Genomic DNA, 22300 nt, shown 5'->3' with positions numbered 1-22300 from the left:
CCCCCCCCCCCACGCCCCGCCCGCCGCGCCCCCCCCCCCCCCCCCCCCCCCCCCCCCCCCCCGCCCCCCCCCGGCCCCCCCCCCCCCCCCCCCCCCCCCCCCCCCCCCCCCCCCGCCCCCCCCCCCCCCCCCCCCCCGGGGCGGGGCCGCCGAACCGTCCGTGCCGGTGCCGACGGCATTAGGGTGTGCCCATGAGCGGAGAGAGCGACCTGCGGAAGCTGCTGAGCGGCATGCGCCCGGAGCTGAACGAGGGCCGGTACGTGTTCTGCACCCTCCCGGACATCGCGGCGGTCCCCGCCGGGCTCGCGCCCGTCGCCACCGTCCGCGAGGCCGAGGGACTGACCCTGGTCCTGCGCCAGGACGAGGCCGACGCGGCCGGACTCGCCTACACGTACACCGCGGGCTGGATCACCCTGCGCATCCACTCCGCCCTCGACGCCGTGGGCCTCACCGGAGCCTTCGCCGCCGCACTGGCCGAGCGCGGACTCAGCTGCAACGTGATCGCCGGGTACCACCACGACCACCTGTTCGTGGCCGCCGACCGGGCCGCCGAAGCCGTCTCCGTGCTGGAGGAACTGGCCGCGCGTTCGGCGGAATAGGTAAATCCGTAAAACAAATCGATCTTTCCCGGCCGTAGGACCCCCTCCGCGCGCGTGCGGGCGTACGCTGAGGCCCCGAACCGGCCAGGGGGGTTCCAGCCATGACGGATCGTCACGCCCACACGCGGCACGCGCTCTTCGAACGCGAAACGGAACTCGTCGCCGTCGACGAGGCCCTCGACCGGCTCACCGGATCGGGACCCGACGCCGGCGGCGGACTGCTCGCCCTCTCCGGCCCCGCCGGCCTCGGCAAGACCACCCTCCTCGCCGAAGTGCGCCGCAGCGCGCTCGCCCGCTCCTGCACCCTCCTCGCCGCCCGCGGCGGCGAACAGGAACAGAGCCAGCCCTTCCACGTCGCCCGCCAGCTCATCCAGCCCCGCCTGGCCGGCCGCTCCGAAGCCTCCCTGCGCGCCGCCCTCGGCGGCTGGTACCCGATCGTCGGCCCCGCCCTCGGCCTCTGCGCCCCCGGGCAGGGGGCCCCGCCCGACCCCCAGGGCCTGCGCGACGGGCTCGACTGGGTGCTCACCCAGCTCGCAGTCCAGCGCGCCCCCGTCGTCCTCCTCCTCGACGACGCCCACTGGGGCGACCCCGAGTCCCTCGGCTGGCTCGCCGCCTTCGCCCCGCGCGCCGAACACCTCGGGCTGCTCCTCGTCGTCGCCTACCGCCCCGACGAACTGCCCGCCCACGCCGAGGTCTTCCGCGGCCTGCCCGGCCGGGCCGGACGCCGCCCGCTGAGCCTCGCCCCGCTCAGCGCTGCCGCCGTCTCCACCCTCGTCCGCGAGACGGTCGGGGAACACGCCGAGGAGGCCTTCTGCCGCGAAGCCTGGGCCGTCACCACCGGAAACCCCTTCGAGGCCGTGGAACTCACCGCCAGGGTCCGCGCCAAGGGCCTCGAACCCACCTCGGCCAGCGCCCCCCTGCTGCGCGACCTCGCTGCGGCCCAGCGCGGCAGCGGACTCGTCGCCCGCCTGCACGGCCTCGGGCCCTCCACCGTCCGCTTCGCCTGGGCCTGCGCCGTCCTCGGCACCGCCATCCCGCAGCGGATCGCCGCACGCGTCGCCGGCCTCGGAGCCGAGGAGGCCGCCGACGCCACCGCCCGGCTGCGCGACGCCCGCATCCTGTCCGCCCCCGCCGAGGACGCGGACCCCGAGGGCGACCCCCCGCTGGAGTTCGTCCACCCGCTGCTCGCCACCGGCATCTACCGGGCCATCCCCGACGCCCTGCGCGTCGCCCTCCACGGCAAGGCCGCGGCCGCCGTCGTCGACGCCGGACTCGGCCCCTCCGCCGCCGCCCGCCACCTCCTGGAGACCCAGCCCGAGAACGACCCCTGGGTCGTGCGCACCCTGCGCGAGGCCGCCGCCGAGAACCTGCGCGCCGGCGCCCCCGAGGCCGCCCGCCGCCAGCTCGACCGCGCCCTGCAGGAACCCCCGGACTTCGACGAACGCGCGGCCGTGCTCTACGAACTCGGCTGCGCCTCCCTGCTCACCGAACCCGCCAACACCGTCAACCACCTGCGGGCCGCCCTCGCCGAACCCTTCGACGACCCGGCACTGCGCCAGGGCATCGTGATCCGGCTCGCCCAGGTCCTCGCCCACAGCGACGACCTCTCCGAGGCCTCCGCACTCCTCGCCCGCGAGATCCCCCACACCCCGGACGCCCGCGCCCGGCTGCGCCTGCAGTCCGAGCAGTTCATGTGGGACGCCTTCGACGCCGCCGAAACCGACTCCCCGGCCCGCTCGCGCCGGCTCGCCAAACTGGCCGACCGCCTCGGAGGCCGCGACCTCACCGAGCGGTACGTCATCGGCCTGCGCGCCTGGGACGCCTGCCTGCGCGGCGAGAGCGTCGAGACGGTCCTGCACCACGCGCGCCGGGTCCTCGCGGAACCCTTCAGCTGGGCCTACGCCGACCGCGGCTTCGAGGTCCCGGTACTGACCGCGATGGTCCACATGTACGCCGACCGGCCGGGCCGCGCCGAGGAGCTCTTCGCTGCGGGCACCGCCGAGTTCGAACGGCAGGGCTGGCGCGGGGCCCACCTCTCCTTCGCCTACGGGCTCCGCGCCTACATCCGCTACCGGCGCGGACAGCTCGCCGCGGCCGAGGAACTGGCCCGCGCCGGCCTGCGCCTCGCCGAACGCGTGGGCCGCCGTACGCCGGTGCACTGGTACGCCATCGCCATCCTCCTGACCACCCTGGTGGCCCGGGGCCGGGTGGACGAGGCCTGGGAGCTCGCGCGCGAGCACGGGTACGGCGAGCCCTTCCCCGCCGCCGTCGTCTTCCCCGACTCGCAGACCGTCCACGCCGAACTGCTGCTGGCCCGGGGCGAGACGAAGGCGGCGGTCGCGGCACTCGAAGAGGTCGGCCGCCGGCTGACCCCGCGCGGCATCCAGAACCCGGCCTGGTGCCCCTGGCAGCTCCACCTGGCCCGCGCCGTGGCCCCCGAGGACCCCGCCGCGGCCCGCGCCCTGGCCGACGAGGCCCTCGGCCGTGCCCGTGCCTTCGGCGCCCCCTCCGCCATCGGCCAGGCCCTGCGCGTCCGCGCGGAGGTGGCGGACGCCCCGGGCGAGCGGACGGCCCTCCTGGCGGAAGCCGTGGCCCTGCTGTCCCGCTCGCCCGCCGGATACGAACTCGCCCGCGCCCTGGCCGCCCTGGGCGCCGAGCGCGGGGACCGGGAACTGCTCACCCGGGCGCTGATCACCAGCCGGGAGTGCGGCGCCGACGCACTTGCGGCGAGCACCGCCGAACGGCTGCTCGCCCTCGGAGGAGTCCTGCCCTGCGGTTCCTCCTGGGAGGACGAGCCGACCCCGGAGGAGCTGCGCGCCGCCGAGGACGCCGTCCGGGGCGGGCCGACGCCGAGCCCCGAACTGTCCGCCGTCTGCCGCAAGCTCGGCACCGACCTGAGCGGCCTGTCCGACGCCCTCGCGGCGTTCGCCCGTGGCGCACACTGAGCGGCACCCGAATCGGGATCTTCCTGACCGAAGCGGCCGCCTCCGACCGGGCGGTGCGGCGCTTCGCCGGCCCGGCGGTCCGCGCCGCCTGGCCGCTGCCCGACCGGACCCCGACCCTGGGGCCCCGCGCCCGGGGAACTGTTCGACTGGTCGGCGGAGGCCGCCCGCGTCCTGGCGGAGGTAGTGGGCGGGCTCGGCCCCGACGTCCCGGTGTGGAGCCACCTCTGGCAGCGCAGGCCCGCCCGGGAACCGCGCGTCACCGGGGATCCCGCGCTGCTCCGGCGCTGGTTCAGCTCGTACCGCCGGTCTGACGCGGACGCGCCCCACTCGCGCGGACGTGCTCCACCCCCGGGTGGGGCACGTCCCCCGCGGCACCGCTCACCCGCGCAGTGCCCGGGCCGCCGCCAGCTCGGCCTCCGCCAGCGGCGGCCCGGTCAGCTGCGCGCGGCGCGGGCCCAGCGCGGCGGCCAGCAGCACCGGCGGGGTGAACAGCCGGGCCGCGGGCCGCTCAAGGGTCATCACGTCGGTGACGGCGCGCGCCACCCGCCCGTTGCCGGTGCTCGTGTGCAGCAGCCGCCGCACGTACGCGGCGGCCACCTTCTCGGCCCGCGTCGGACCGCCCTCGGTGGCACCCGGGTAGAAGACGTCGTTGCCGGTGGACAGCGCCCACGCGGCGCTCACCGGCCCGGCGACGGCCTTCTGCAGGCGGGCGCCGAGCCCGTCGGCGGACCAGCCGTGCCGGGCGATCACGGCCCGCAGGGCGAGGGCGCTCTGCGCGGCCACCGACATGCCGTGCCCGTACACCGGGTTGTAGGCGGCGACGGCGTCCCCGATGACGGCGAACCCCTCCGGCAGCGCGGACTTCTCGTAGTGGTGCCTGCGGTTGACGGTCGTCCGCGTGACGACCACGTCGGTCAGCGGCTGCGTCCCGCTGATCAGCTCGCCGACGACCGGGTGGCGCAGCTTCCGCGCGAAGTCCTCGAACGCCTCCGGATCCGAGGTGGGTTCGCCGCCCCGCGTCCCCGACAGGGTGACGAGCCAGCGGTCCCCCTCGATCGGCACCAGGGTCGCCGAGCGGCCCGGACCGGGCTCGCGCGGATCGGCCTGCACGTTCACGATGACGGGGAAGGCGTTCCCGAGGTCCTCGGGGGCACGGAAGATCCGGCTGGCGTAGACGAGACCGGGGTCGACGGTCCGCACCGAGGGTGCCGCCATGCCGAACCCGGTCAGCCAGGCGGGGGCCCGCGAGGACCGGCCGGAGGCGTCGACCACCAGGTCCGCCGCGACGACCCGCTCCGCACCGTCCCGTTCGCGCACCCGGACCCCCGTGACCCGGCGGGCGTCACCCTCCAGGCCCAGCACCTCCGTACGGTCGACGACGCTGACCCGTGCCAGGGCCCCCACGGCCCGGCGGACGTGCCAGTCGAGGAGGTCGCGGCCGGCCACGATCACGTAGTGGGAGGCCTCGGCCCAGCGGCGGAACCAGCCGGCCGGGGAGAGGCCCACCATGTTCGTCGGCAGCGCTATCCGATGGGCGCCGTCGTCCATGAGCCGGCCGATGGTGCCCGGCAGCAGGCTGTCGACGGCCGTCGCCCCGCCGGACCACAGCAGGTGGGCGTGACGGGCCTGCGGCAGCGCCCGGCGCGGCAGGGGACCGTCGGGCAGCGCGTCCCGTTCCACGACGACCACGTCGGCGAACTCCGCGAGCGCGGCGGCCGCCAGCATCCCGGCGAGGCTGCCGCCGATGACCACCGCGGTGCGCGGACCCGGTGACGACGGTGCGGTGCTGCTCATGAACCCACGCTCTCTGGATGGTCTGCCGGCCCGGACCGGGCGCGGAAGGAGGTGACGGCCGGGGACCGGCGCAGGGCCTTGGAGACCGCGACCAGGTCCGGGGCCTGGGTCTGGCCCGCCGCGGCCGCCTCCTCGGCTTCGGCGCCGCCGCGCATCCGGCGCAGCGCCGCGACCACGGCGACCGCGTCGGCGGTGGCCGCCGCCTGGGCCGGGGCCTCCCTGCGGGCCAGCGCCTCGGCGAGGGCCCGCTCCCGGACCTCGGGTTCCATGAACGGCTGGAGGCGCAGCAGTCCGTCGCTGATCTGGGTCCTGCGCTGGACGAGGCGCCTGCTGATGGGGGAGCGCCGGGGCAGCCGCAGCGAACCGGTGTCGAGCGGCTCCAGCTCCTTCACGAACGGCACCAGGCAGCGGAAGTGGTAGTAGTCGGTCCCTATCCGCTGCAGGGCCTCGCCCGCATGGGGCAGGATGAAGCCCACCGCGATGAACAGCGCGCACACGGCGGCGATGGGCGGGGCGACGTAGGTGCTGAGCCAGTCCAGGTCGTTGCCGCTCCAGCGGGCGACTACCGCGATCAGCTTCACCGAGTCGTAGCAGAGGTTCAGGATGAAGCCGATGACCAGGAGCACCAGGCCCGCGCGCAGCCAGCCCGAGACCTGGCGCAGCCAGGACCAGGTGACCACCGAGGTGATCGCGCAGGCGATGGTGTGGGCCCCCAGGTAGAGCAGGATGTGCTCGCGCATCCAGGGGGTGTTGGCGTAGTACGTGTCCAGGTCACGCAGGCGTTCCACCGGTACGTCGGCGAACGCGAAGGTGATCCACAGCCCGGCGACGACGGCCGAGTAGACGATCCCGATCGTCCAGCTGGTGCGCCGCACGCGCCGCGGATCGCCGCCCCGCCAGTGGATGATCATCACCAGACAGGAGGCGCAGAACAGCGTGAGCAGCGTGTACAGGATCGGCGCCGCGATGTTCGGGACGCCCGTCCCGCGGTTCATCGCCTCCAGCGTCTTGGGCCGGCCGCAGTAGAAGACGGCGGAGGCCAGCAGCAGCAGGCCGCCCACGGAACGCACGTTGGGATCGATGCGCCAGAACCTCATCATCACGGGCAGCCGGATCGCGAACGCCAGGGTGAGGATCGCCGCCGGGATGAGGTAGGGGATGTAGTACTTGTCGGAGTTCACCGTCAACCGATCGGTCCGCGGTAGCCGAGCGCGTTGCCGATGCGCCCGGCGACATCGTTCCTGCGCACCGCGCCGGGGGCGTCGCCGCCCACCAGCCAGGGCCGGCACCGGTCGCCGAGCATCAGGCCGAAGCTCTCCGCCTCGATCTCCTGGACGTCCTCGTAGTGGGAGCGCGCCGCGACACTGGCGTACGTCAGGTCCGAGGCGTCCGGCAGGGAGCGGGCGGCGGCGGCCGCCCCGCGTCCGTGCTCGGTGCAGTGCCCGGCCTTCATGTGCCACAGCTCGTGTCCGAGGATGACCAGTTGGTGGTCGGGGGTCGTGTACTTCTCCACCACGACGATGTCGTACTCCTCCATGTTCAGCCACAGTCCCGAGGTGGTCAGTTCGGTGGGGAAGCGCTCGAAGCGCAGCACGATCGGGCGGCCGCCCCGGGTACGGCTCATGGCGTCGCAGAGCGCGCGGAAGAGCGTCTGCGGCTCGACCGGCGCCTCCAGGTCGAGCGACGAGGTGAGCGCGGTGCAGAGCTTGCGCATGGAGCGAGAGACGTTCACCGGACCTCCTCGGCGGACAGCATCGAGGTGATCATGCCAAGGAGCAGTGTCTCCTGGGTACGGCTGAGTGTTCTGCCCCGGGTGGACACGGAGACCAGACCGTAGTGGTCCGTGAGTTCGGCCAGCAGATCGCCCGGTCCGTTGTCGAGCGACCGGACAGCGGGCTGCAGGGCCCTGTCCAGGGCCTGGGCCGGGGTGTCCGTCAGAAAGGCGGGCTCGTGGCCGAAGAAGGCCGCGAACTCCTCGCAGTGCCGCAGGTGCGGCAGGGGCCCGCCCGACACCAGGTGGTCGACCCACCCCGGGGGCGCGCCGATGGCTGCCGCGATGTCCGCGACGGAGTAGGGGCGGCCGTTGGTGTCCCGGGAGGTGGCGTACAGGAAGGCCGCGCGCCGGTGGATCGTTTCCCCGGCCTCCTCGGGCGCGGGATCCGAGCACTTCTCGCCCCGCAGCAGCGCGGCCGTCACCTCGGTGGGTACGCCGGTGCGTGCCGCGAGGGCCTGCACGTCCAGGATCTCGTCGAGGTCCAGTTGCCTCTCCTTGGCGAGCGCCCGTATGTGGGCGAGCGTCGTGGCGAGGGACAGGACAGACTCCGCCATCTGTCTGTGCTCCCATACGTCCGAAGGGCAGATCCGTCTGCACTCACGGAGGGACGCCGTGTCCCCCCGGTCACAAGATCCTCAGCGCCGGACTGGTCGTCGTCGCGTCGTCGCACGGAGGACGGCCGGACCGGTGGTGGGGACGGACAGCAAGATACAGCCAGTGAGCGGGGCTGTGGCGGGAAAGGGAGCCTGCTTCGCGGTCCGACGCGGCGACCCGCCTCCCGTCCGTCCGGACGGTAAGGAGTACAGCGGTCGGACGGTCCATACGCGCAGGTCCGGGATCTCCGGGCCGGTGCGGGCGGCGTCCGGGAGGCCCGCCGCGGACCTGTCGCGGACGCGTCGCGGGCCCGTGGCGGACCTGTCGCAGGCCCGTCACGGGCCCGCCATGGGCCCTTCGCGGGGCCTTCGCCCGGACGAGGGCCCCGCGGGCCGGAAAAGCGCCGCGGCCACGTACCATGGCGGCATGTCCTTCCTCCGCCGCCACCGTGCCGCCACTCCCGCCGGCCCGGACTTCGACGTCCTGGCCATGGACCCGGGGGACTGGCCGGGCAACCTCGGGGCCGGGCTGCTGCCCGCTCCCGACGGCAGCTGCCAGGGCGTCTTCCTCCGCTACGACCTGTTCGGCGGCCGCGGCCCCGCAATGATCATCGGCAACCTCCCCGAGGGATCCCCGGCCCGGGACCTCGCCGAGGGCCAGGTCCCCTTCGAGGTGGCCCAGCTCCTCGCCGCCCTGGAGAACGACGAGGAAGTCGAGGTCACCGGCTCCGAGGACTGCCCCGTCATGCAGGGTGACAACCTCCTCATCGTCCGCAAGGTCAAGCTCTCCGAGAGCCGGATCTCCTGCGTCCAGTTCGACCGCAGCGACAACGTCCTCGTGACCATCGCCAGCTGGGACCGCCCCATCACCGACGACCTCTACGCGCTGCTCAAGCCGCTGCCCGCAGAGCTCTTCCAGCAGGGCTAGGCGGTCCCCTCCGTGACGGGGCGGGCCCTCCCGGGCCGGCCCCGCCGGTGCCGGCGGCTCCACCTTTCCGGTCAGGCGTCCGCGATGTCGTTCGCCGCCACGTAGCCGAAGGTCATCGCCGGCCCGATCGTCGACCCGGCCCCCGCGTAGCTGTGGCCCATCACCGCCGCGCTCGCGTTGCCGGCCGCCCACAGGCCCCGGATCACGGAGCCGTCCGGCCTCAGCGCCCGGGCGCGGGCGTCCGTGACGATCCCGCCCTTCGTGCCCAGGTCCCCCGGCACGATCTTGAAGGCGTAGAACGGCGGTACCCAGACCGGGGCCAGACACGAGTTCGGCTGCACCGCCGGGTCCGTGTAGTAGTGGTCGTACGCCGTGTCGCCCCGGTGCTGATCAGGGTCGGTGCCGTTCCACGCCTGGGCGTTGAAGCGGTTCAGCGTCGCCCGCAGCGCGGCCGCCGGCACCCCGATCTGACCCGCCAGGGCGTCCCAGGTCCAGGCTTTCCTCGCCGCGCCCGCCTCGTACCAGGCGTCGGGGAAGGGGAGCGTCGGCAGGATGTCCTTGAACAGGTACCGGTTGCGGTAGTTCTGGTCCACGATCAGCCACGCCGGGATGTGGGAACCCGCCCCCGCCCGGTCCTTCTCGTACATCACGTGCACCACGTCGCTGTACGGGGCGGCCTCGTTCACGAAGCGCGCCCCCGCCCGGTTCACGATCAGGCCGCCCGGCAGGGTCCGCTCCGCCAGGCAGAAGTACGGCTCCCCGGGCAGCGGGATCGACGGACCCCACCAGGCGTCCTCCATCAGGGCCAGCGCGGCTCCCGCCCGTTGCCCGGCCCGGATCCCGTCGCCCGTGTTCTCCTTCGCGCCCACCGACCACTCGGTGCCGATCGGCTGCTGCTGGTACTGCGCCCGCATCTGCGCGTTGTGTTCGAAGCCGCCCGAGCCGACGACCACCCCCTTGCGCGCCCGTACGACGCCCCGTACGCCCTCCTTCTCCACCACGACCCCGGTCACGGCACCGTCCGGCCCCTCCTGCACCAGGTCCACCAGCGGGCTGTTCAGCCACACCGGCACTCCCGCCCCCAGCAGCCCGGCCCGCAGCCCGGCGGCCAGGGCCTGCCCCATGGTCAGCGGCTTCTCCCCGCGCAGCGCGGCCTTGGTGCCGCGCGCCAGGCACTCCGTCGACACCGCGAGCCCCTTCGCGCTGACCGCCGCGAGGTTCAGCCACTTGTAATCCTGGCTGAACACCACCATCCCGGCGGGCACCGGCATGTACGCCGGGTTCAGATGCGCCAGCTCCGCCCCCAGGACGTTCCCGTCGATCTGGTCCGGCTCGATGGACCGGCCGCCCGGCAGCCCGCCCGGCAGGTTCGGGTAGTAATCGCTGTAGCCGTCCATGAAGCGGAACCTCAGCGGGCTGTTCGCCATCACGAAATCCAGCATCCGGGGCCCGTTCGCCAGGAACGCCGCCTGGCGGTCGGCAGGAACGTCGGCCCCGACGACGGCCGAGAGGTACGTCGCCGCCTTCTGCGGGGTGTCCGGGACCCCGGCGCCCAGGATCACCGAGTTGTTGGGCAGCCAGATCCCGGCACCCGACCGGGCGGCCGACCCGCCGAAGGTGGGGGCCTTCTCCACCACCAGGACGCTCAGCCCGCGCCGGGCGGCGGTGAGCGCGGCGGTCATCCCGGAGGCCCCGGACCCGACCACGACGACGTCGTACTCGCCGAGCGGCGGGCCGTCGGCCGCCCGCGCGACGGCGGACGGGAGCACGGTGGCGGCGAGCACCCCGGCCCCGGTCCCGGCCAGGACGGTACGCCTGGAGGGGAGGGCGGCGGGGGAGGTGCGTGAAGCACTTGCGGACATGGGCGGGCTCCGGCGGGAGGGAGGGAAGGGTGGCTCCAGCATGTCTGATGCTGAGTCAGAAACCTGTTCGGGGGATCATGGGATGTCAAGGCATCCGGCGCCGCCGCATCCAATACCCGACCGTGGCGACGCCGAGCAACGGGCCCCACAACACCAGTGGTGCGTAGCAGGTGTAGAACCACACGGTGGCGAAACCCCCCGCCTCACCGGGCCAGTCGTCGGGCAGCGGCTCTCCCGTGACGGTGGTCCCGGCCACCTGGCTCCACGCGACGAGGCCCCACAGGGCGGTCAGCGCGAGGGCGCCGAGGGCGGCGGGGATCCCGGCGGCGGCCACCGGTATCCGCCGCCCGCCCAGGACCGGCAGCCGGCGCGGGAGCCGCTCGCCCCACGCGGCGACCAGCCCGACCGCGGTGAAGGCCAGGAGCTCCGTGAAGACCGTCAGGGCGACCACGTACACCCGCATCGGGATCCACTCCGGCAGGTTCCCCCGGATCCCCTCGGGATCGTCGGCGAAGAGCAGGCCGAGCCGCCAGATCCCGGACGGCAGCACGGTGAACGGGACGGCGTAGGCGGCGGCCCGGGCCCACCGGGCGACCCCGGGCACCGGGGCGTGTGCGGTCCTCCAGGCGGCACGCAGGCGCCCGCCCGACGGCGGGGCGTCGATCATCCGTACGGGCAAGGTGTCCTCCGGGGCTGCGGGCGTCTTCAGGGGTGCCCTCCGAAGATCGCAGCCGCCCCCGGGCCGGTGGATCCCCCGGCTGAGCGAACCGCCTCACCCGCGCGGGGGAAGGCGGATCCGCCGCGCGGCGTACGCGCACGAGCGAAGTCCCGTGGCGGTGGGAGCCACGGGACTTCGCGTCATGGGGGTGGGGATCAGCGCGTGCCGACCGCGGCCCTGACCGCTCTGCGCGCCATGCCCGCATCGTCGTGCAGGCGGCGCAGCAGCAGGCGCTGCTCCTCCCCCGAGGACAGGGCACCCGCGGGCAGGGGCTGCGTCGGTGCGGTGGCCGTCATCGACCGCTGCACGGCCGTCTCGGTCATCCGGATCTCCCGGGTCAGCACCAGCATCAGGTTGACCAGGAAGGCGTCCCGGAAGGCGGGACCGGCCGACTGGGCGAGCCTGCTGATCTGGCCGCGCGCCGCCGGGGCGTCGCCCAGCACCGCCCACAGTGTGGCCAGGTCGTAGCCGGGCAGGTACCAGCCCGCGTGCTCCCAGTCCAGGAGCACCGGACCCGCCGGGGACAGCAGCAGGTTCGACAGCAGCGCGTCGCCGTGGTTGAACTGCCACGGGACCCCCGCCGGCCGCAGGCCGTGCAGCAGCTTCTGCAGGTCGCCGAAGTCCCGGTCGGGCAGCAGCCCGAGCTCGTGGTCCCGGCTGATCCGCCGCGCGTAGTCCACCGGGTGCCCGAACAGATCGGTCGGCGGTCGCCACTGGTTCACCCGGCACACCGCTCCGAGGGCGGCCCGCAGGTCAGTGCGGGGCGGGGCCTCCACCGGGTGCCGCTGGAGCGCCGCGACCCGGCCCGCCATGCGCTCCACGATCAGTACGCAGTTCTCCGGATCGGCGGCGATCAGCCGGGGTACGCGTACCGGCGGACGGTGCCGGACGAAGGTCCGGTACGTCGCTATTTCGTGCCGGTACCGCTCACGCCACTCGGACGAATGGTCCAGTAAGACCTTCGCCACGGCGGTCATCCGCCCGGTCGTTCCCACCAGCAGGACCGACCGGCCGCTGCGCCGCAGGACCTGTACCGGTGCGAACTCCGGACAGATCCGCTGCACCGACGCGAGCGCGGTGCGCAACTGCGCTCCCTGCGGCCCCGACAGGTCGATCCTTCCGCTGAGCGGCTGCGATCCGGTACCCGGCATCCGCCGCGCCCGTACGGCGCCGGCGCCCTGCGCCGGGACCGGCGTGCGGCCGGGTTCGAGGTACGGGCCGCCCCCTGCCTGGAGGGTGCGGTGCGGACGGACCGGGGCGGACACGGAGGACGTTGCTGCGTACATGGCGTTTACGGTTCCCTTCGTGCGCCGACGAGTTGCGTACGCCGCCCCGCCGGATCCCGTACTTCACCCTGGGGAGTTCCGCCGGTGAACCGGGTCGGGGAGGCGCATTCCTACCTGACACCCGGCGGTCCCTGGCGAACCACGGGGCGTGCCCTGGCGAACCCTGGCGAATAGTCCACGGGGATCTGACAGGGGGCTACTGTCAACTCAGCCGAGAACCTGGGGGCTTGACGTGAGCAAAGGTCCAAACACCCGTCTGAACGACCTGTTCGGCCTGGCCGGCTGGTCCAAGGGCGAACTGGCGAGGATGGTCAACCGGCAGGCGGCGGCCATGGGTCACCACCAACTGGCCACCGACACCTCGCGGGTGCGGCGCTGGATCGACATGGGGGAGACCCCGCGCGAACCGGTGCCCACGGTACTGGCAGCACTGTTCACCGAGCGGCTCGGTCGTGTCGTGACCATCGAGGACCTCGGGTTCGTACGGCAGCGGCGCACCACCAAACGGCAGTCGGACGGGGCGAAGGAGAACCCCGACGGAGTGCCCTGGGCGCCCGAACGCACAGCCGCGGTCCTCACCGAATTCACGGGAATGGACCTCATGCTCAACCGACGCGGCCTGATGGGCGCGGGAGCCGCGCTCACCGCCGGCTCAGCCCTCAGCAACGCCATGTACGACTGGCTCCACTCCGACCCCGCCGCGGCCAAGGACGTGCAGCGCTTCGGCGATCCCCACCAGGCCGACCCGGCGGGCTACGACCGCTACGAGGCCGCCCCCATCGGCTCCCAGGAGATCGCGGCCCTGGAGCGCTCCGTGGAGGTCTTCCGCGCCTGGGACGCCTCCCGGGGCGGCGGCCTCCAGCGCAAGGCCGTCGTGGGCCAGCTGAACGAGGTGGGCGGCATGCTCGCCTACCACCACCCCGACCACCTCCAGCGCAGACTGTGGGGGGTGGCGGCCAACCTGGCGGTGCTGGCGGGCTGGATGTCGCACGACGTCGGACTCGAACCCACCGCACAGAAGTACTTCGTCATCGCCGCCCACGCGGCCCGCGAGGGCGGCGACCGCCCGCGCGCCGGAGAGGCGCTCTCGCGGGCGGCCCGGCAGATGGTCCACCTGGGCAAACCGAACGAGGCCCTGGACCTGATGAAGCTGGCCCAGTCCGGCTCCGGCGAGCAGACCCTCCCGCGCACCCGCGCCATGCTGCACACCATCGAGGCCTGGGCGCAGGCCGCCATGGGCAAGGGCCAGGCCATGCGCCGCACCCTGGGCGAGGCCGAGGAACTCTTCGTCTCCGACAAGGGCGACGTACCGCCGCCCTCGTGGATGCAGCACTTCGACGAGGCGGACCTGCACGGGATGCAGGCCCTGGCGTACCGGACGCTCGCCGACCACGACGCCACGGCGGCGCCGGTGGCGGCGCGCCACGCGCGGGAGGCACTGCGGCTGCGCGGCGACGGCTACCAGCGCTCCCAGACCTTCGACTACATCTCCATGGCCTCGGCCTGCTTCATCGCCGACGAACCGGAACAGGCCGACCGCTATGCCCGGCTGGCCCTGGTCTCCATGAGCGAGACCAGCTCGCACCGCACCTGGGACCGGCTGCGCGAGATGTACCGGCTGACCGGCCAGTACGCCGGCTACGCCCGTATCGAGGACCTGCGCGAGGAGATCAAGCTGGCCCTGCCCGACGCACCCGCCCCGAGGGTCGCCCGAGGGACGGAGGTGTAGGGGGGAGGGGTGCCACGGAACGCATGCGGAAGGGAACGGACGCGCGAGCGGAGGGGAACGACGATGGGCCGCGCCCCGGGCGCGGCCCCCAGCCTGCGGTCGTCGCGGGGCTGCGGTCCGCCGGCCGACGTCCCGCGGACGGTACGCGGTGCCCTAGCCGCCGATGCGGGCGACCAGTACGCAGGCGTCGTCCTCCCGCTCGCCCTCGCCGAACTCCTGCGTCACCAGCCGTACGCAGTCCCGCGCCGAACGCGCCGCCGGGAACCGCGGCGCGAGCGCCAGCAGGCGTTCCGCGCAGTCCGTCCGGCCGAACTCGATGCCGTGCGGCGTCAGTCCGTCCGTGTACAGGACGAGCACGTCGCCCGGTTCGATCCGCTCCTCGGCCTGCCCGTACGCGGCCCCCGCGGTCGCGCCCAGCAGCACGCCCTCCGGCGGCCGCAGCGCCCTGCCCCGGCCGCACCGGAACAGCAGCGGCGCGGGGTGCCCGGCCTGGGCCCAGGTGAGCACCCGGCGGGCGGGGTCGTAGCTGCAGCAGACGGCCGAGCCCATGGCGGGCTGTACGGAGGCCTCCAGCAGTTGGTTGAGCCAGCCCATCAGCGGGCCGGGCTCGATCCCGGCGATGGCCATCCCGCGCAGGGCGCCGAGCATCATGGCCATGCCGGACGTGGCGCTCACCCCGTGCCCGGTCAGGTCGCCGACCGTCAGCAGGGAGCGGCCGTCGGGCAGTTCGAGGGCGTCGTACCAGTCGCCGCCGATCGGCGAGCCGGTCGTGGAGGGCAGGTAGTGCGCGGCCACGTCCACGGCGGAGGCGCTGCCGTGCGGGAACCGCAGGGAGCCGCGCCACGGGGGGAGCACGGCTTCCTGCAGTTCGACCGCCAGCCGGTGCTCGGTCCGCGCGATCTCCTGCCGGCGCTGGAGCGAGTCCTGTGACTCGCGCACCGCCCGCTGGCTCCGGCGCAGTTCACTCACGTCGCGGAGCACGGCCCACATCGTGGCCGTGCAGCCGTCGGAGTCGAGTACCGGCCCGCCCCTCATGTGCAGCGTCCGGACGCGGCCGTCGGCCCGGACGATGCGGAACTCGCCGTCGATCGGCTTCCCGTCGACCAGGCAGTCCGTGACCATCGCGGTCAGCAGGGGCTGGTCCTCGGAGAAGAGGGTGGAGCCCAGCTCGTCGAGGGGCAGCGGGCCGGCCTCGGGCGAGCGGCCGAAGATCTGGAAGAGCTCCTCGGACCAGGTGACCTCGTCGGTCAGCAGGTTCCACTCGGCGCTGCCGATCCGGGTCTGCCGGTCCTGGGTGGTGGTGCCGGGCGCCATCGGGGGGAGCCCGGAGGGCTCCGGGGCGGGCGGCAGCCCTTCCCTGAGCCGGCCGAGGTGCTCGCCGAGGTCGTCGAGCTGGTGCACGGCCAGGTCGCAGAGCGCGCGCTGCCAGCGGCCCTGCGGGTCGTCCTCGTCCACGACGGTGTCGCGGCGCACCGCGTCCACGTCGCCCCGCAGCCGCCGGGTCCGGGAGATCAGGGCGTCCACCGGTCCCGGCTCGGGCGGCTGCGCGGGGCGGTCCGCGTACAGGTGGGACGGCATGGGCACTCCGATGCAGGCGCGGCGATGAGAACGCGTCACGGCCAGGTCCTGGAGAAGGACCGGCTTCGACTGTGGCACAGCCCGCGACGGGCTGTAAGGCGTTTGGCAACATCCGTACAGGCCTTGCTCCCGACATATGCCGCGGGCCTTGCCGTCTCCCGGCGCGCGTACGAACGAATCCGGTCACCCAGGGCGGGTCCGGCCTGCCGGGAGGCCCTGGCCGGCCCCTCCGCCCGCCCGGCGCGGGGCCCGCGCGCCGACGGCCGGAAAGGGGCGCTCGGTGCGGCATCCGTCGAGCGTACGGGCGAGGCGTTCGCACCGCGGAGCTCCTCGGGTGAGCCCGTGATCGCCCCCTCCGGGGATCCCCCGAAAGGGGGATCCCGGGCCCCGGGAGGGCCGAATCCGGGGCGCTCGGTGCGCGGTTCGTGGCCACTGGGGTCACTCCGGCCCCGCGCTTCCCACTGCGTCCGGTGATCGCTACTCTACGTGTCGGTAATGAGCCGGTGGGGGTCCGAGCGGCGGGCCGGGGGCAGGGCGGGGACACGACCAGATGACCGAACAGACCAGGGTGACCGGATCCGCGTCCGCGTCCGCCGCCGACGGGCCGGGGGCCGGCTCCGGGAGCAGCCGGCGCTCCTTCCTGACCTACCTCGTCGCGGCGCCGACCCTGGCGCTGGTCACCCGGGCCGGCGCCGACGTGCTCGCCCCGCAGCCCGCGCACGCCGTGATCCCGACCCTGCCCGCCATCGCCGACCTGGTCGACCTCGGCGACCTGTTCATCCTGGCCGGCGCCCCGACCTCCGCCCTGCTGGCGCTCGCGGTGGAGGCGGACGGCACGATCCGCTTCCGTCTGCCGCGCGAGGAGGTCGGCCAGGGCCTGACCACCGCCGTGGCCATGCTGGTCGCCGAGGAACTCGACGCGCCCCTGGACTCGGTCCGGGTGGAGCTCGACGACGCACGCCCCGAGCTGCTGTTCAACCAGCTCACCGGCTCCTCGAACTCGATCCGCTCCCTGTACGGCCCGGTGCGCCAGTGCGCCGCCACCGCCCGCGCCCGCCTCGTCGCGGCGGCGGCCGTCCGCTGGAACCTCCCCGCCTCCCGCCTGACCACCGCGAACGGCGTCGTACGGGCCCCCGACGGCCGCACCGCCGCCTACGGTGGCCTCTCCGCGGAGGCGGCGGCGCCCGGCCTGATCGTCCTCGGAGCCTCCCCGAAACCCGCCGCGCGGCACGCCCTCGTCGGCACCCCCACCCGCCGGATCGACGCCCGGGCCATGGTCACCGGCGCCCAGAAGTACACCCTCGACCTCGACGTGCCCGGCGCCAAGCCCTGCGTGGTGCGCCGTCCGCCCACCCTCGGCGGCGGTGTGCGCGGCGTGTCCAACCTCGACGCCGTCCGGGCCATGCCCGGGATCCTGCACGTGGTCACCGTCCCGACCGGGGTCGCCGTCGTCGCCGAGACATTCGGACAGGCCCTGGACGCGAAGGCCGCCCTCCAGGTCGTCTGGGGCCCCGGCCCCGCCGACCGGCTGTCGGACGCGCAGATCCGCGCCAGGCTCCGGGCCGCAGTCCCTCCGCTGCTGGTGCCGCCGCTGCTCACCCCGTACGTGGACGCCGAGTTCGACTTCGCCTTCGTCAGCCACGCCCCGATGGAGACCAACTCCGCCGTCGCCGACGTACGGGACGACCGCGCCGAGATCTGGTCCGGGCTCAAGTCCCCGATCGTGGCGCGGGAGACCATCGCCGCCGATCTCGGGCTGCCGCTGGACAAGGTGAAGGTGCACGTGGTCCAGGCCGGCGGCTCCTTCGGCCGGCGGCTCTTCTTCGACGCGGCCCTGGAGGCCGCCCGGATCTCCAAGGCCTGCCGCCGCCCGGTGAAGCTGATGTGGACCCGAGTCGACGACACCCGGCACGGCCGGATGCGCCCCGCGACCCACCACCGGATCCGCGCCACCCACCTGCTCGGCGAAGTGCTCAGCTTCGAGCACCGGGTCGCCGCCGCGGAGACCGACTTCCGGCACGGGCTCGGCGAGATCATCACCGCCACCGCCGCGAGCCTGCCGTCGGGCATCGGCAACGCCACCCTGGCACAGACCCTGTTCCTGACCACGGTGAAGTCCCCGTACCACTTCGGGCTCACCACCCAGGCGCTGAGCGAAGTGCCCACCGGCATCCCCACCGGGTCCTGGCGCTCGGTCTACTCGGCCAACACCCGGGGCGCCGAGGAGATCGTGGTCGACGAGCTGGCCGCCGCCACGGGCAAGGACCCGTACCGCTTCCGCCGCACCTTCCTGAAGACCGACGCCCAGCGCGCGGTGCTGGACAAGGTGGCCGCCGAGGGGGAGTGGGGGCGCGCGCTGCCGGCCGGCTGCGCCCAGGGCATCGCCTTCCACGAGGAGTACAAGTCCCGCACCGCCTGCCTGGTGGAGATCGACACGCGGGATCCGGAGCACGTGCGCGTCACCCGGGCGGTGATCGCGGTGGACGTGGGTCTGCCCGTCAACCCGAGCGGCCTGGAGGCGCAGATGATCGGCGGCCTCACCGACGCGATCTCCACCACGCTGCGGGCCGGGCTGCACCTGGACAATGGGCTCCCGCTGGAGGGCAGTTACAGCCAGTTCCACTGGGCGAAGCAGCGCGACACCCCGCTGGACGTACGGGTCTTCGTGCTCCCGGCGACGGGGACCGACCCGGGCGGCGCCGGCGAGCTCGGGGTGCCGGCCGCCGTCGGCGCCATCGCCAACGCCTGGGCCCGCGCCACCGGTTCCAAGCCGCGCAGCTTCCCCCTCGACTTCGACGTCGACTTCACCCCCTACCCGCGCTGACCGACTGGAGCACGCCGTGCCCTCGCACACCTTCACCGTCAACGGGCGGAGCGTCACCGTCGACGCGCCCGACGACCTGCCCCTCCTGTGGGTGCTCCGTGACATGCTGGGCGTCACCGGCCCCAAGTACGGCTGCGGGGTGGACGTCTGCAAGGCCTGCACCAGCCACCTCGACGGCACGGACGTCCGGCCGTGCGTGGTGCCCGTCTCCGCCTGCGCGGGCAAGCGGGTCACCACCATCGAGGGCCTGGCGGACGGGGACGTGCTGCACCCGGTGCAGGAGGCCTGGCTGGAGCAGGACGTGGCCCAGTGCGGCTTCTGCCAGCCCGGCCAGATCATGGCCGCGGTGGCGCTGCTCCGGCGCACGGGCGAGCCGACGGACGAGGACATCGACGCCATCGCCAACATCTGCCGCTGCGGCACCTACTTCCGCATCCGCGAGGCCATCCGCAGCGCGGCCGCCCGGATGTGAGGCCGCCCGGATGTGAGGCCGTGGGCGGGGGCCGGACCCCGATGGGTCCGGCCCCCGCCGCGCCGCGTGGGGATCAGGCGAGCAGCTTCTGCTTGGCCTGCTGGAACTCGGCCTCGGTCAGATCGCCCTTGGTCCTCAGCTCGGAGAGTCTGGCCAGCTCGTCCGCCGTGCTCTTGGTGGAGCCACCCGCGGTCTCGCGGATGTAGCTGTTGAACGCCGCCTGCTGTTCCTGCGCGTGCGTGATCTCGCGCTTGCCCATGTTCTTGCCGCGGGCGATCACGTAGACCAGGACGCCCAGGAACGGGATCAGGATCAGGAACAGCAGCCAGAGGGCCTTCAGCCAGCCGTTCATCTCGTGGTCGCGGAAGAGGTCCACGATGATGCGGAAGAGCAGGACCAGCCACAGGACCCAGAGGAAGATCCACATCACCGTCCAGAACGCGCCCAGCACGGGGTAGTCGTAGGCCAGATAGACGGATGCCTCCATGGCCGTCCTCCTTACGTTCGGGCGGCCGTCCGTTCGCGTGGTGCGCGGGCGGCCGACGTGATCACCATCGCAGCAGGTCTTCAAGATCGCCACTGGGCCGGACGGAGGCCCGGCCGGGGCCGGACGGACGGGTCGCTTCCCGCTAAACGGGGCATCGATGGACGATCATGCCGGAATGAGGCGTATCAATCTGAAACGCGTGCTGGTCGGTCAGCCCCTCGACACCGCGCGCCTGGGCGAGACCCTGCTGCCCAAGCGGCTCGCGCTGCCTATCTTCTGCAGCGACCCCCTCTCCTCGGTGGCCTACGCCACCGAGGAGATCCTGCTGATCCTCGCCCTCGGCGGGGTCGCGCTGCTCCACCTCACGTGGTACGCGGCCGCCGCGATCGTCTTCCTGCTGGTGGTCGTCATCGCCTCCTACCGGCAGACCTGCCACGCCTACCCCGGCGGCGGAGGCGCGTACATCGTCAGCTCCGAGAACCTCGGGCCGACCGCCGCCCTCACCGCCGCCAGCGCCCTGCTCGTCGACTACGTGATGACCGTCGCCGTGTCCGTGGTCTCCGGGGTCGACGCCATCACCTCCGCGATCCCCTCCCTCAGCGACCACGAAGTCGCCCTGTCCGTCGCCTTCGTGGTGCTGCTGACCCTGATGAACCTGCGCGGCGTAAGGGAGTCGGGCCGCGTCTTCGCCATCCCCACGTACGGTTTCGTGCTGGTCGTCTACGTGATGCTCGCCGTCGCCGCCGTCCGCATCGGGACCGGCGAGACCATCCGGGCCGAGTCGGCCCACCTGCCGATCCACGCCGTCGGCACCTACACCGGTTTCGCCGTGGTCCTCCTGGCCATGCGCGCCTTCGCCTCCGGCTGCACCGCCCTCACCGGCGTCGAGGCCATCAGCAACGGCGTCCCCGCCTTCGAGAAGCCCAAGGCCAGGAACGCGGCCACCACCCTCGCCGCCATGGGCGTGCTGTCCGTGACGATGTTCTCCGGCATCACCGTCCTCGCCATGGCCTACCAGGTGCACGTCGCGGCCGACCCCACCGAACTCGGGCTGCCGCCCGGCACCCCGATGTCCACCGCGCTCGCCCAGATCGGCCGCGCCACCTTCGGGGACTGGCACCTCCTCTTCTACCTGCTCCAGGCCGTCACCGCCGGCGTGCTGATCCTCGCCGCGAACACCGCCTTCAACGGCTTCCCGATGCTCGCATCGATCCTCGCCAAGGACCGTTACGCCCCGCGCCAGCTCTACAACCGCGGCGACCGGCTCGTCTACTCCAACGGCGTCGTGCTGCTCGCCCTCGTCGCCATCGCCCTGATCGTCGCCTTCGACGCCGAACTGACCCGTCTCATCCAGCTCTACATCATCGGCGTCTTCGTCTCCTTCACCCTCTCCCAGGCCGGCATGGTCCGGCACTGGCGGCGCGCACTCGCCTCGGCGGCCACGCCCCGCGCCGACCGGGTCCACATCCACCGCCGCCTCGCCATCAACGCGGTCGGCGCGTGCATGACCGCCGTCGTCCTGGTCATCGTCCTCATCACCAAGTTCACGCACGGCGCCTGGCTGGTCGTCATCGCCATGCCCGCGCTCTTCATCGGCATGAAGGGCGTCCGCCGCCACTACGACATCGTCGCCCGCCAGGTCGCCGTCGCCCCCGGGATCAAACCCCGCAGACCCGCCCGCCACCACGTCATCGTCCTCGTCGCCTCCGTCCACGCCCCCACGCTCAAGGCCCTCGGCTACGCCCAGGGGCTGCGGCCGGACACCCTCACCGCCCTGTCCGTCGCCGCCGACGAGGAGGACGCGCAGCGGCTGCGCGATGCCTGGTCCACGCACGACCCGGGGATCGCGCTCAAGGTCCTGCACTCGCCCTACCGCGAAGTGGTCGCGCCGGTGATGGCGTACGTGGAGGAACAGGCGGCCGCCGAGGGCACCGACGTACTGTCGGTGGTCATCCCCGAATACGTCGTCGGCCACTGGTGGGAGCAGCCCCTGCACAACCAGAACGCGCTGCGGCTCAAGGCGCGGCTGCTGTTCACCCCCGGGGTCGCGGTGATCGACGTGCCGTACCTGCTGGAGTCGGCGCGCCACCCGCGGCCCCGGGAGGAGCGGGAGGCGGGGGCGCCGCAGGGGTAGCGGGCAGCTGGGTCACCGCCGCGTGCGCCAGGGCCAGTTCGACCACGTGGGCCGGGTCGGTGAGGGCGCGGCCGGTGAGCTGCTCCAGGCGGCGCAGCCGGTTGGAGACGGTGTTGCGGTGGCAGTAGAGGCGCTGGGCGGCGTACGTCGTCGAGCCCCGGCAGGCCAGCCAGGTGCCCAGGGTGTCCAGCAGCACCCGCGCGTCCTGCGGGGACAGCGCCAGCACGGGGCCCAGCACCACCTCGCGCAGCCGGCCGGCGAGTTCCGCGTCGCCCGCCACCAGGGCCGCCGGGAGCCGCTCGTCCAGCAGGACGGCTCCGGGGCCGGTCTCCGCCGGGGCGGTGCGCAGGGCGAGGGCCGCGAGCCGGCGGGCCCCGGCCAGCGCCGCCGGCGCCGCCACCACCGGGCTGACCCCGACGGGCACCCCGAGCGGCGCGAGGAGATCGCGCAGCGCGTCCAGCGGATGGTGGCCCAGGTCGACGAGGCCGGTCTCCCCGTCGGCGCGCACCCGCCACAGCACGCGGGGCCCGCCCGCGGCCGCGCCCGGCCCGGGGCCGACGCCCGCTCCGGCGGCGCC

At 73.9% G+C, this 22300-nt stretch carries 17 protein-coding genes; 7 read left to right on the top strand and 10 right to left on the bottom strand.

Annotated features, from left to right (window positions below):
* Positions 1 to 191 precede the first annotated feature (191 nt).
* Complete coding sequence (locus tag ACEPPI_RS33025) at positions 192 to 599, top strand: ACT domain-containing protein (protein WP_373918949.1); 408 nt, start codon at positions 192 to 194, stop codon at positions 597 to 599.
* Positions 600 to 700: 101 nt separating this feature from the next.
* On the top strand, positions 701 to 3544 hold the full coding sequence (locus ACEPPI_RS33020; protein WP_373918947.1) for an AAA family ATPase: 2844 nt from the start codon (positions 701 to 703) through the stop codon (positions 3542 to 3544).
* 378 nt (positions 3545 to 3922) lie between these two features.
* Here ACEPPI_RS33020 and ACEPPI_RS33015 read toward each other — a convergent pair whose 3' ends face one another.
* Genes ACEPPI_RS33015 through ACEPPI_RS33000 form a run of 4 tightly spaced genes read right to left on the bottom strand, consistent with a single transcriptional unit; the run spans position 3923 to position 7666 of the window.
* Positions 3923 to 5338, bottom strand: a complete 1416-nt coding sequence (locus tag ACEPPI_RS33015) for an NAD(P)/FAD-dependent oxidoreductase (protein ID WP_373918946.1) — start codon at positions 5336 to 5338, stop codon at positions 3923 to 3925.
* Positions 5335 to 6519, bottom strand: a complete 1185-nt coding sequence (locus ACEPPI_RS33010) for a DUF6545 domain-containing protein (RefSeq protein ID WP_373918945.1) — start codon at positions 6517 to 6519, stop codon at positions 5335 to 5337. The genes ACEPPI_RS33015 and ACEPPI_RS33010 overlap by 4 nt, the downstream gene beginning before the upstream one ends.
* Positions 6520 to 6521: 2 nt before the next feature.
* A complete protein-coding gene (locus tag ACEPPI_RS33005; protein WP_266841440.1) occupies positions 6522 to 7052 on the bottom strand; it encodes a toxin-antitoxin system, toxin component in 531 nt (176 codons plus the stop codon).
* Between the two features lie 14 nt (positions 7053 to 7066).
* Positions 7067 to 7666 (bottom strand): hypothetical protein, encoded by a 600-nt coding sequence (locus tag ACEPPI_RS33000; protein ID WP_373918944.1) that lies wholly within the window; start codon positions 7664 to 7666, stop codon positions 7067 to 7069.
* A gap of 466 nt (positions 7667 to 8132) precedes the next feature.
* On the opposite strand from ACEPPI_RS33000, the gene ACEPPI_RS32995 reads away from it, so the two are divergent.
* Positions 8133 to 8633 (top strand): hypothetical protein, encoded by a 501-nt coding sequence (locus tag ACEPPI_RS32995; RefSeq protein ID WP_266836831.1) that lies wholly within the window; start codon positions 8133 to 8135, stop codon positions 8631 to 8633.
* Between the two features lie 71 nt (positions 8634 to 8704).
* On the opposite strand, the gene kstD is transcribed toward ACEPPI_RS32995, so the two are convergent.
* The 3 genes from kstD to ACEPPI_RS32980 form a co-directional block, all read right to left on the bottom strand.
* Complete coding sequence (gene kstD / locus ACEPPI_RS32990) at positions 8705 to 10495, bottom strand: 3-oxosteroid 1-dehydrogenase (RefSeq protein WP_373918943.1); 1791 nt, start codon at positions 10493 to 10495, stop codon at positions 8705 to 8707.
* An 85-nt stretch (positions 10496 to 10580) separates the two neighbouring features.
* Entirely contained in the window at positions 10581 to 11174 is a 594-nt protein-coding gene (locus tag ACEPPI_RS32985; protein WP_373918942.1) for a hypothetical protein, read from the bottom strand.
* A gap of 194 nt (positions 11175 to 11368) precedes the next feature.
* Positions 11369 to 12499 carry an aminoglycoside phosphotransferase family protein gene (locus tag ACEPPI_RS32980; RefSeq protein ID WP_373918941.1) on the bottom strand — a complete coding sequence of 377 codons (1131 nt, stop codon included), beginning with the start codon at positions 12497 to 12499 and terminating at the stop codon, positions 11369 to 11371.
* A 232-nt stretch (positions 12500 to 12731) separates the two neighbouring features.
* On the opposite strand from ACEPPI_RS32980, the gene ACEPPI_RS32975 reads away from it, so the two are divergent.
* Positions 12732 to 14228 carry a hypothetical protein gene (locus ACEPPI_RS32975; protein ID WP_373918940.1) on the top strand — a complete coding sequence of 499 codons (1497 nt, stop codon included), beginning with the start codon at positions 12732 to 12734 and terminating at the stop codon, positions 14226 to 14228.
* Between the two features lie 153 nt (positions 14229 to 14381).
* Here the strand turns inward: ACEPPI_RS32975 and ACEPPI_RS32970 are convergent, their stop codons facing one another.
* A complete protein-coding gene (locus ACEPPI_RS32970) occupies positions 14382 to 15806 on the bottom strand; it encodes a PP2C family protein-serine/threonine phosphatase (protein WP_373918939.1) in 1425 nt (474 codons plus the stop codon).
* 550 nt (positions 15807 to 16356) lie between these two features.
* On the opposite strand from ACEPPI_RS32970, the gene ACEPPI_RS32965 reads away from it, so the two are divergent.
* Entirely contained in the window at positions 16357 to 18630 is a 2274-nt protein-coding gene (locus ACEPPI_RS32965) for a molybdopterin cofactor-binding domain-containing protein (RefSeq protein WP_373918937.1), read from the top strand.
* A 16-nt stretch (positions 18631 to 18646) separates the two neighbouring features.
* A complete protein-coding gene (locus tag ACEPPI_RS32960; RefSeq protein ID WP_345184738.1) occupies positions 18647 to 19102 on the top strand; it encodes a (2Fe-2S)-binding protein in 456 nt (151 codons plus the stop codon).
* Positions 19103 to 19175: 73 nt separating this feature from the next.
* Here the strand turns inward: ACEPPI_RS32960 and ACEPPI_RS32955 are convergent, their stop codons facing one another.
* A complete protein-coding gene (locus ACEPPI_RS32955) occupies positions 19176 to 19589 on the bottom strand; it encodes an SHOCT domain-containing protein (protein ID WP_373918936.1) in 414 nt (137 codons plus the stop codon).
* Between the two features lie 175 nt (positions 19590 to 19764).
* On the opposite strand from ACEPPI_RS32955, the gene ACEPPI_RS32950 reads away from it, so the two are divergent.
* Positions 19765 to 21723, top strand: coding sequence for an APC family permease (locus tag ACEPPI_RS32950; RefSeq protein WP_373918935.1), 1959 nt, complete (start codon positions 19765 to 19767; stop codon positions 21721 to 21723).
* On the opposite strand, the gene ACEPPI_RS32945 is transcribed toward ACEPPI_RS32950, so the two are convergent.
* A partial coding sequence (locus ACEPPI_RS32945) for a helix-turn-helix domain-containing protein (protein WP_373918934.1) occupies positions 21623 to 22300 on the bottom strand: 678 nt, incomplete at its 5' end. The two genes, ACEPPI_RS32950 and ACEPPI_RS32945, sit on opposite strands and share 101 nt — an antisense overlap.

The sequence above is a fragment of the Streptomyces sp. AB3(2024) genome, from assembly GCF_041862025.1.
Lineage (GTDB): Bacteria > Actinomycetota > Actinomycetes > Streptomycetales > Streptomycetaceae > Streptomyces.
Note: the sequence above shows the minus strand (reverse complement) of the source record. Positions and strands in the feature narration are given on the sequence as shown.

Bases quoted from the DNA above. Each gene is read 5' to 3' on its own strand.
- ACEPPI_RS32965 (WP_373918937.1), top strand. From the start codon at position 16,357: ATGACCGAACAGACCAGGGTGACCGGATCCGCGTCCGCGTCCGCCGCC.
- ACEPPI_RS32970 (WP_373918939.1), bottom strand. From the start codon at position 15,806: ATGCCGTCCCACCTGTACGCGGACCGCCCCGCGCAGCCGCCCGAGCCG.
- ACEPPI_RS33005 (WP_266841440.1), bottom strand. From the start codon at position 7,052: ATGCGCAAGCTCTGCACCGCGCTCACCTCGTCGCTCGACCTGGAGGCG.
- ACEPPI_RS32950 (WP_373918935.1), top strand. From the start codon at position 19,765: ATGAGGCGTATCAATCTGAAACGCGTGCTGGTCGGTCAGCCCCTCGAC.
- ACEPPI_RS32955 (WP_373918936.1), bottom strand. From the start codon at position 19,589: ATGGAGGCATCCGTCTATCTGGCCTACGACTACCCCGTGCTGGGCGCG.
- ACEPPI_RS33025 (WP_373918949.1), top strand. From the start codon at position 192: ATGAGCGGAGAGAGCGACCTGCGGAAGCTGCTGAGCGGCATGCGCCCG.
- ACEPPI_RS32995 (WP_266836831.1), top strand. From the start codon at position 8,133: ATGTCCTTCCTCCGCCGCCACCGTGCCGCCACTCCCGCCGGCCCGGAC.
- ACEPPI_RS33000 (WP_373918944.1), bottom strand. From the start codon at position 7,666: ATGGCGGAGTCTGTCCTGTCCCTCGCCACGACGCTCGCCCACATACGG.
- ACEPPI_RS32980 (WP_373918941.1), bottom strand. From the start codon at position 12,499: ATGTACGCAGCAACGTCCTCCGTGTCCGCCCCGGTCCGTCCGCACCGC.
- kstD (WP_373918943.1), bottom strand. From the start codon at position 10,495: ATGTCCGCAAGTGCTTCACGCACCTCCCCCGCCGCCCTCCCCTCCAGG.
- ACEPPI_RS33020 (WP_373918947.1), top strand. From the start codon at position 701: ATGACGGATCGTCACGCCCACACGCGGCACGCGCTCTTCGAACGCGAA.
- ACEPPI_RS33015 (WP_373918946.1), bottom strand. From the start codon at position 5,338: ATGAGCAGCACCGCACCGTCGTCACCGGGTCCGCGCACCGCGGTGGTC.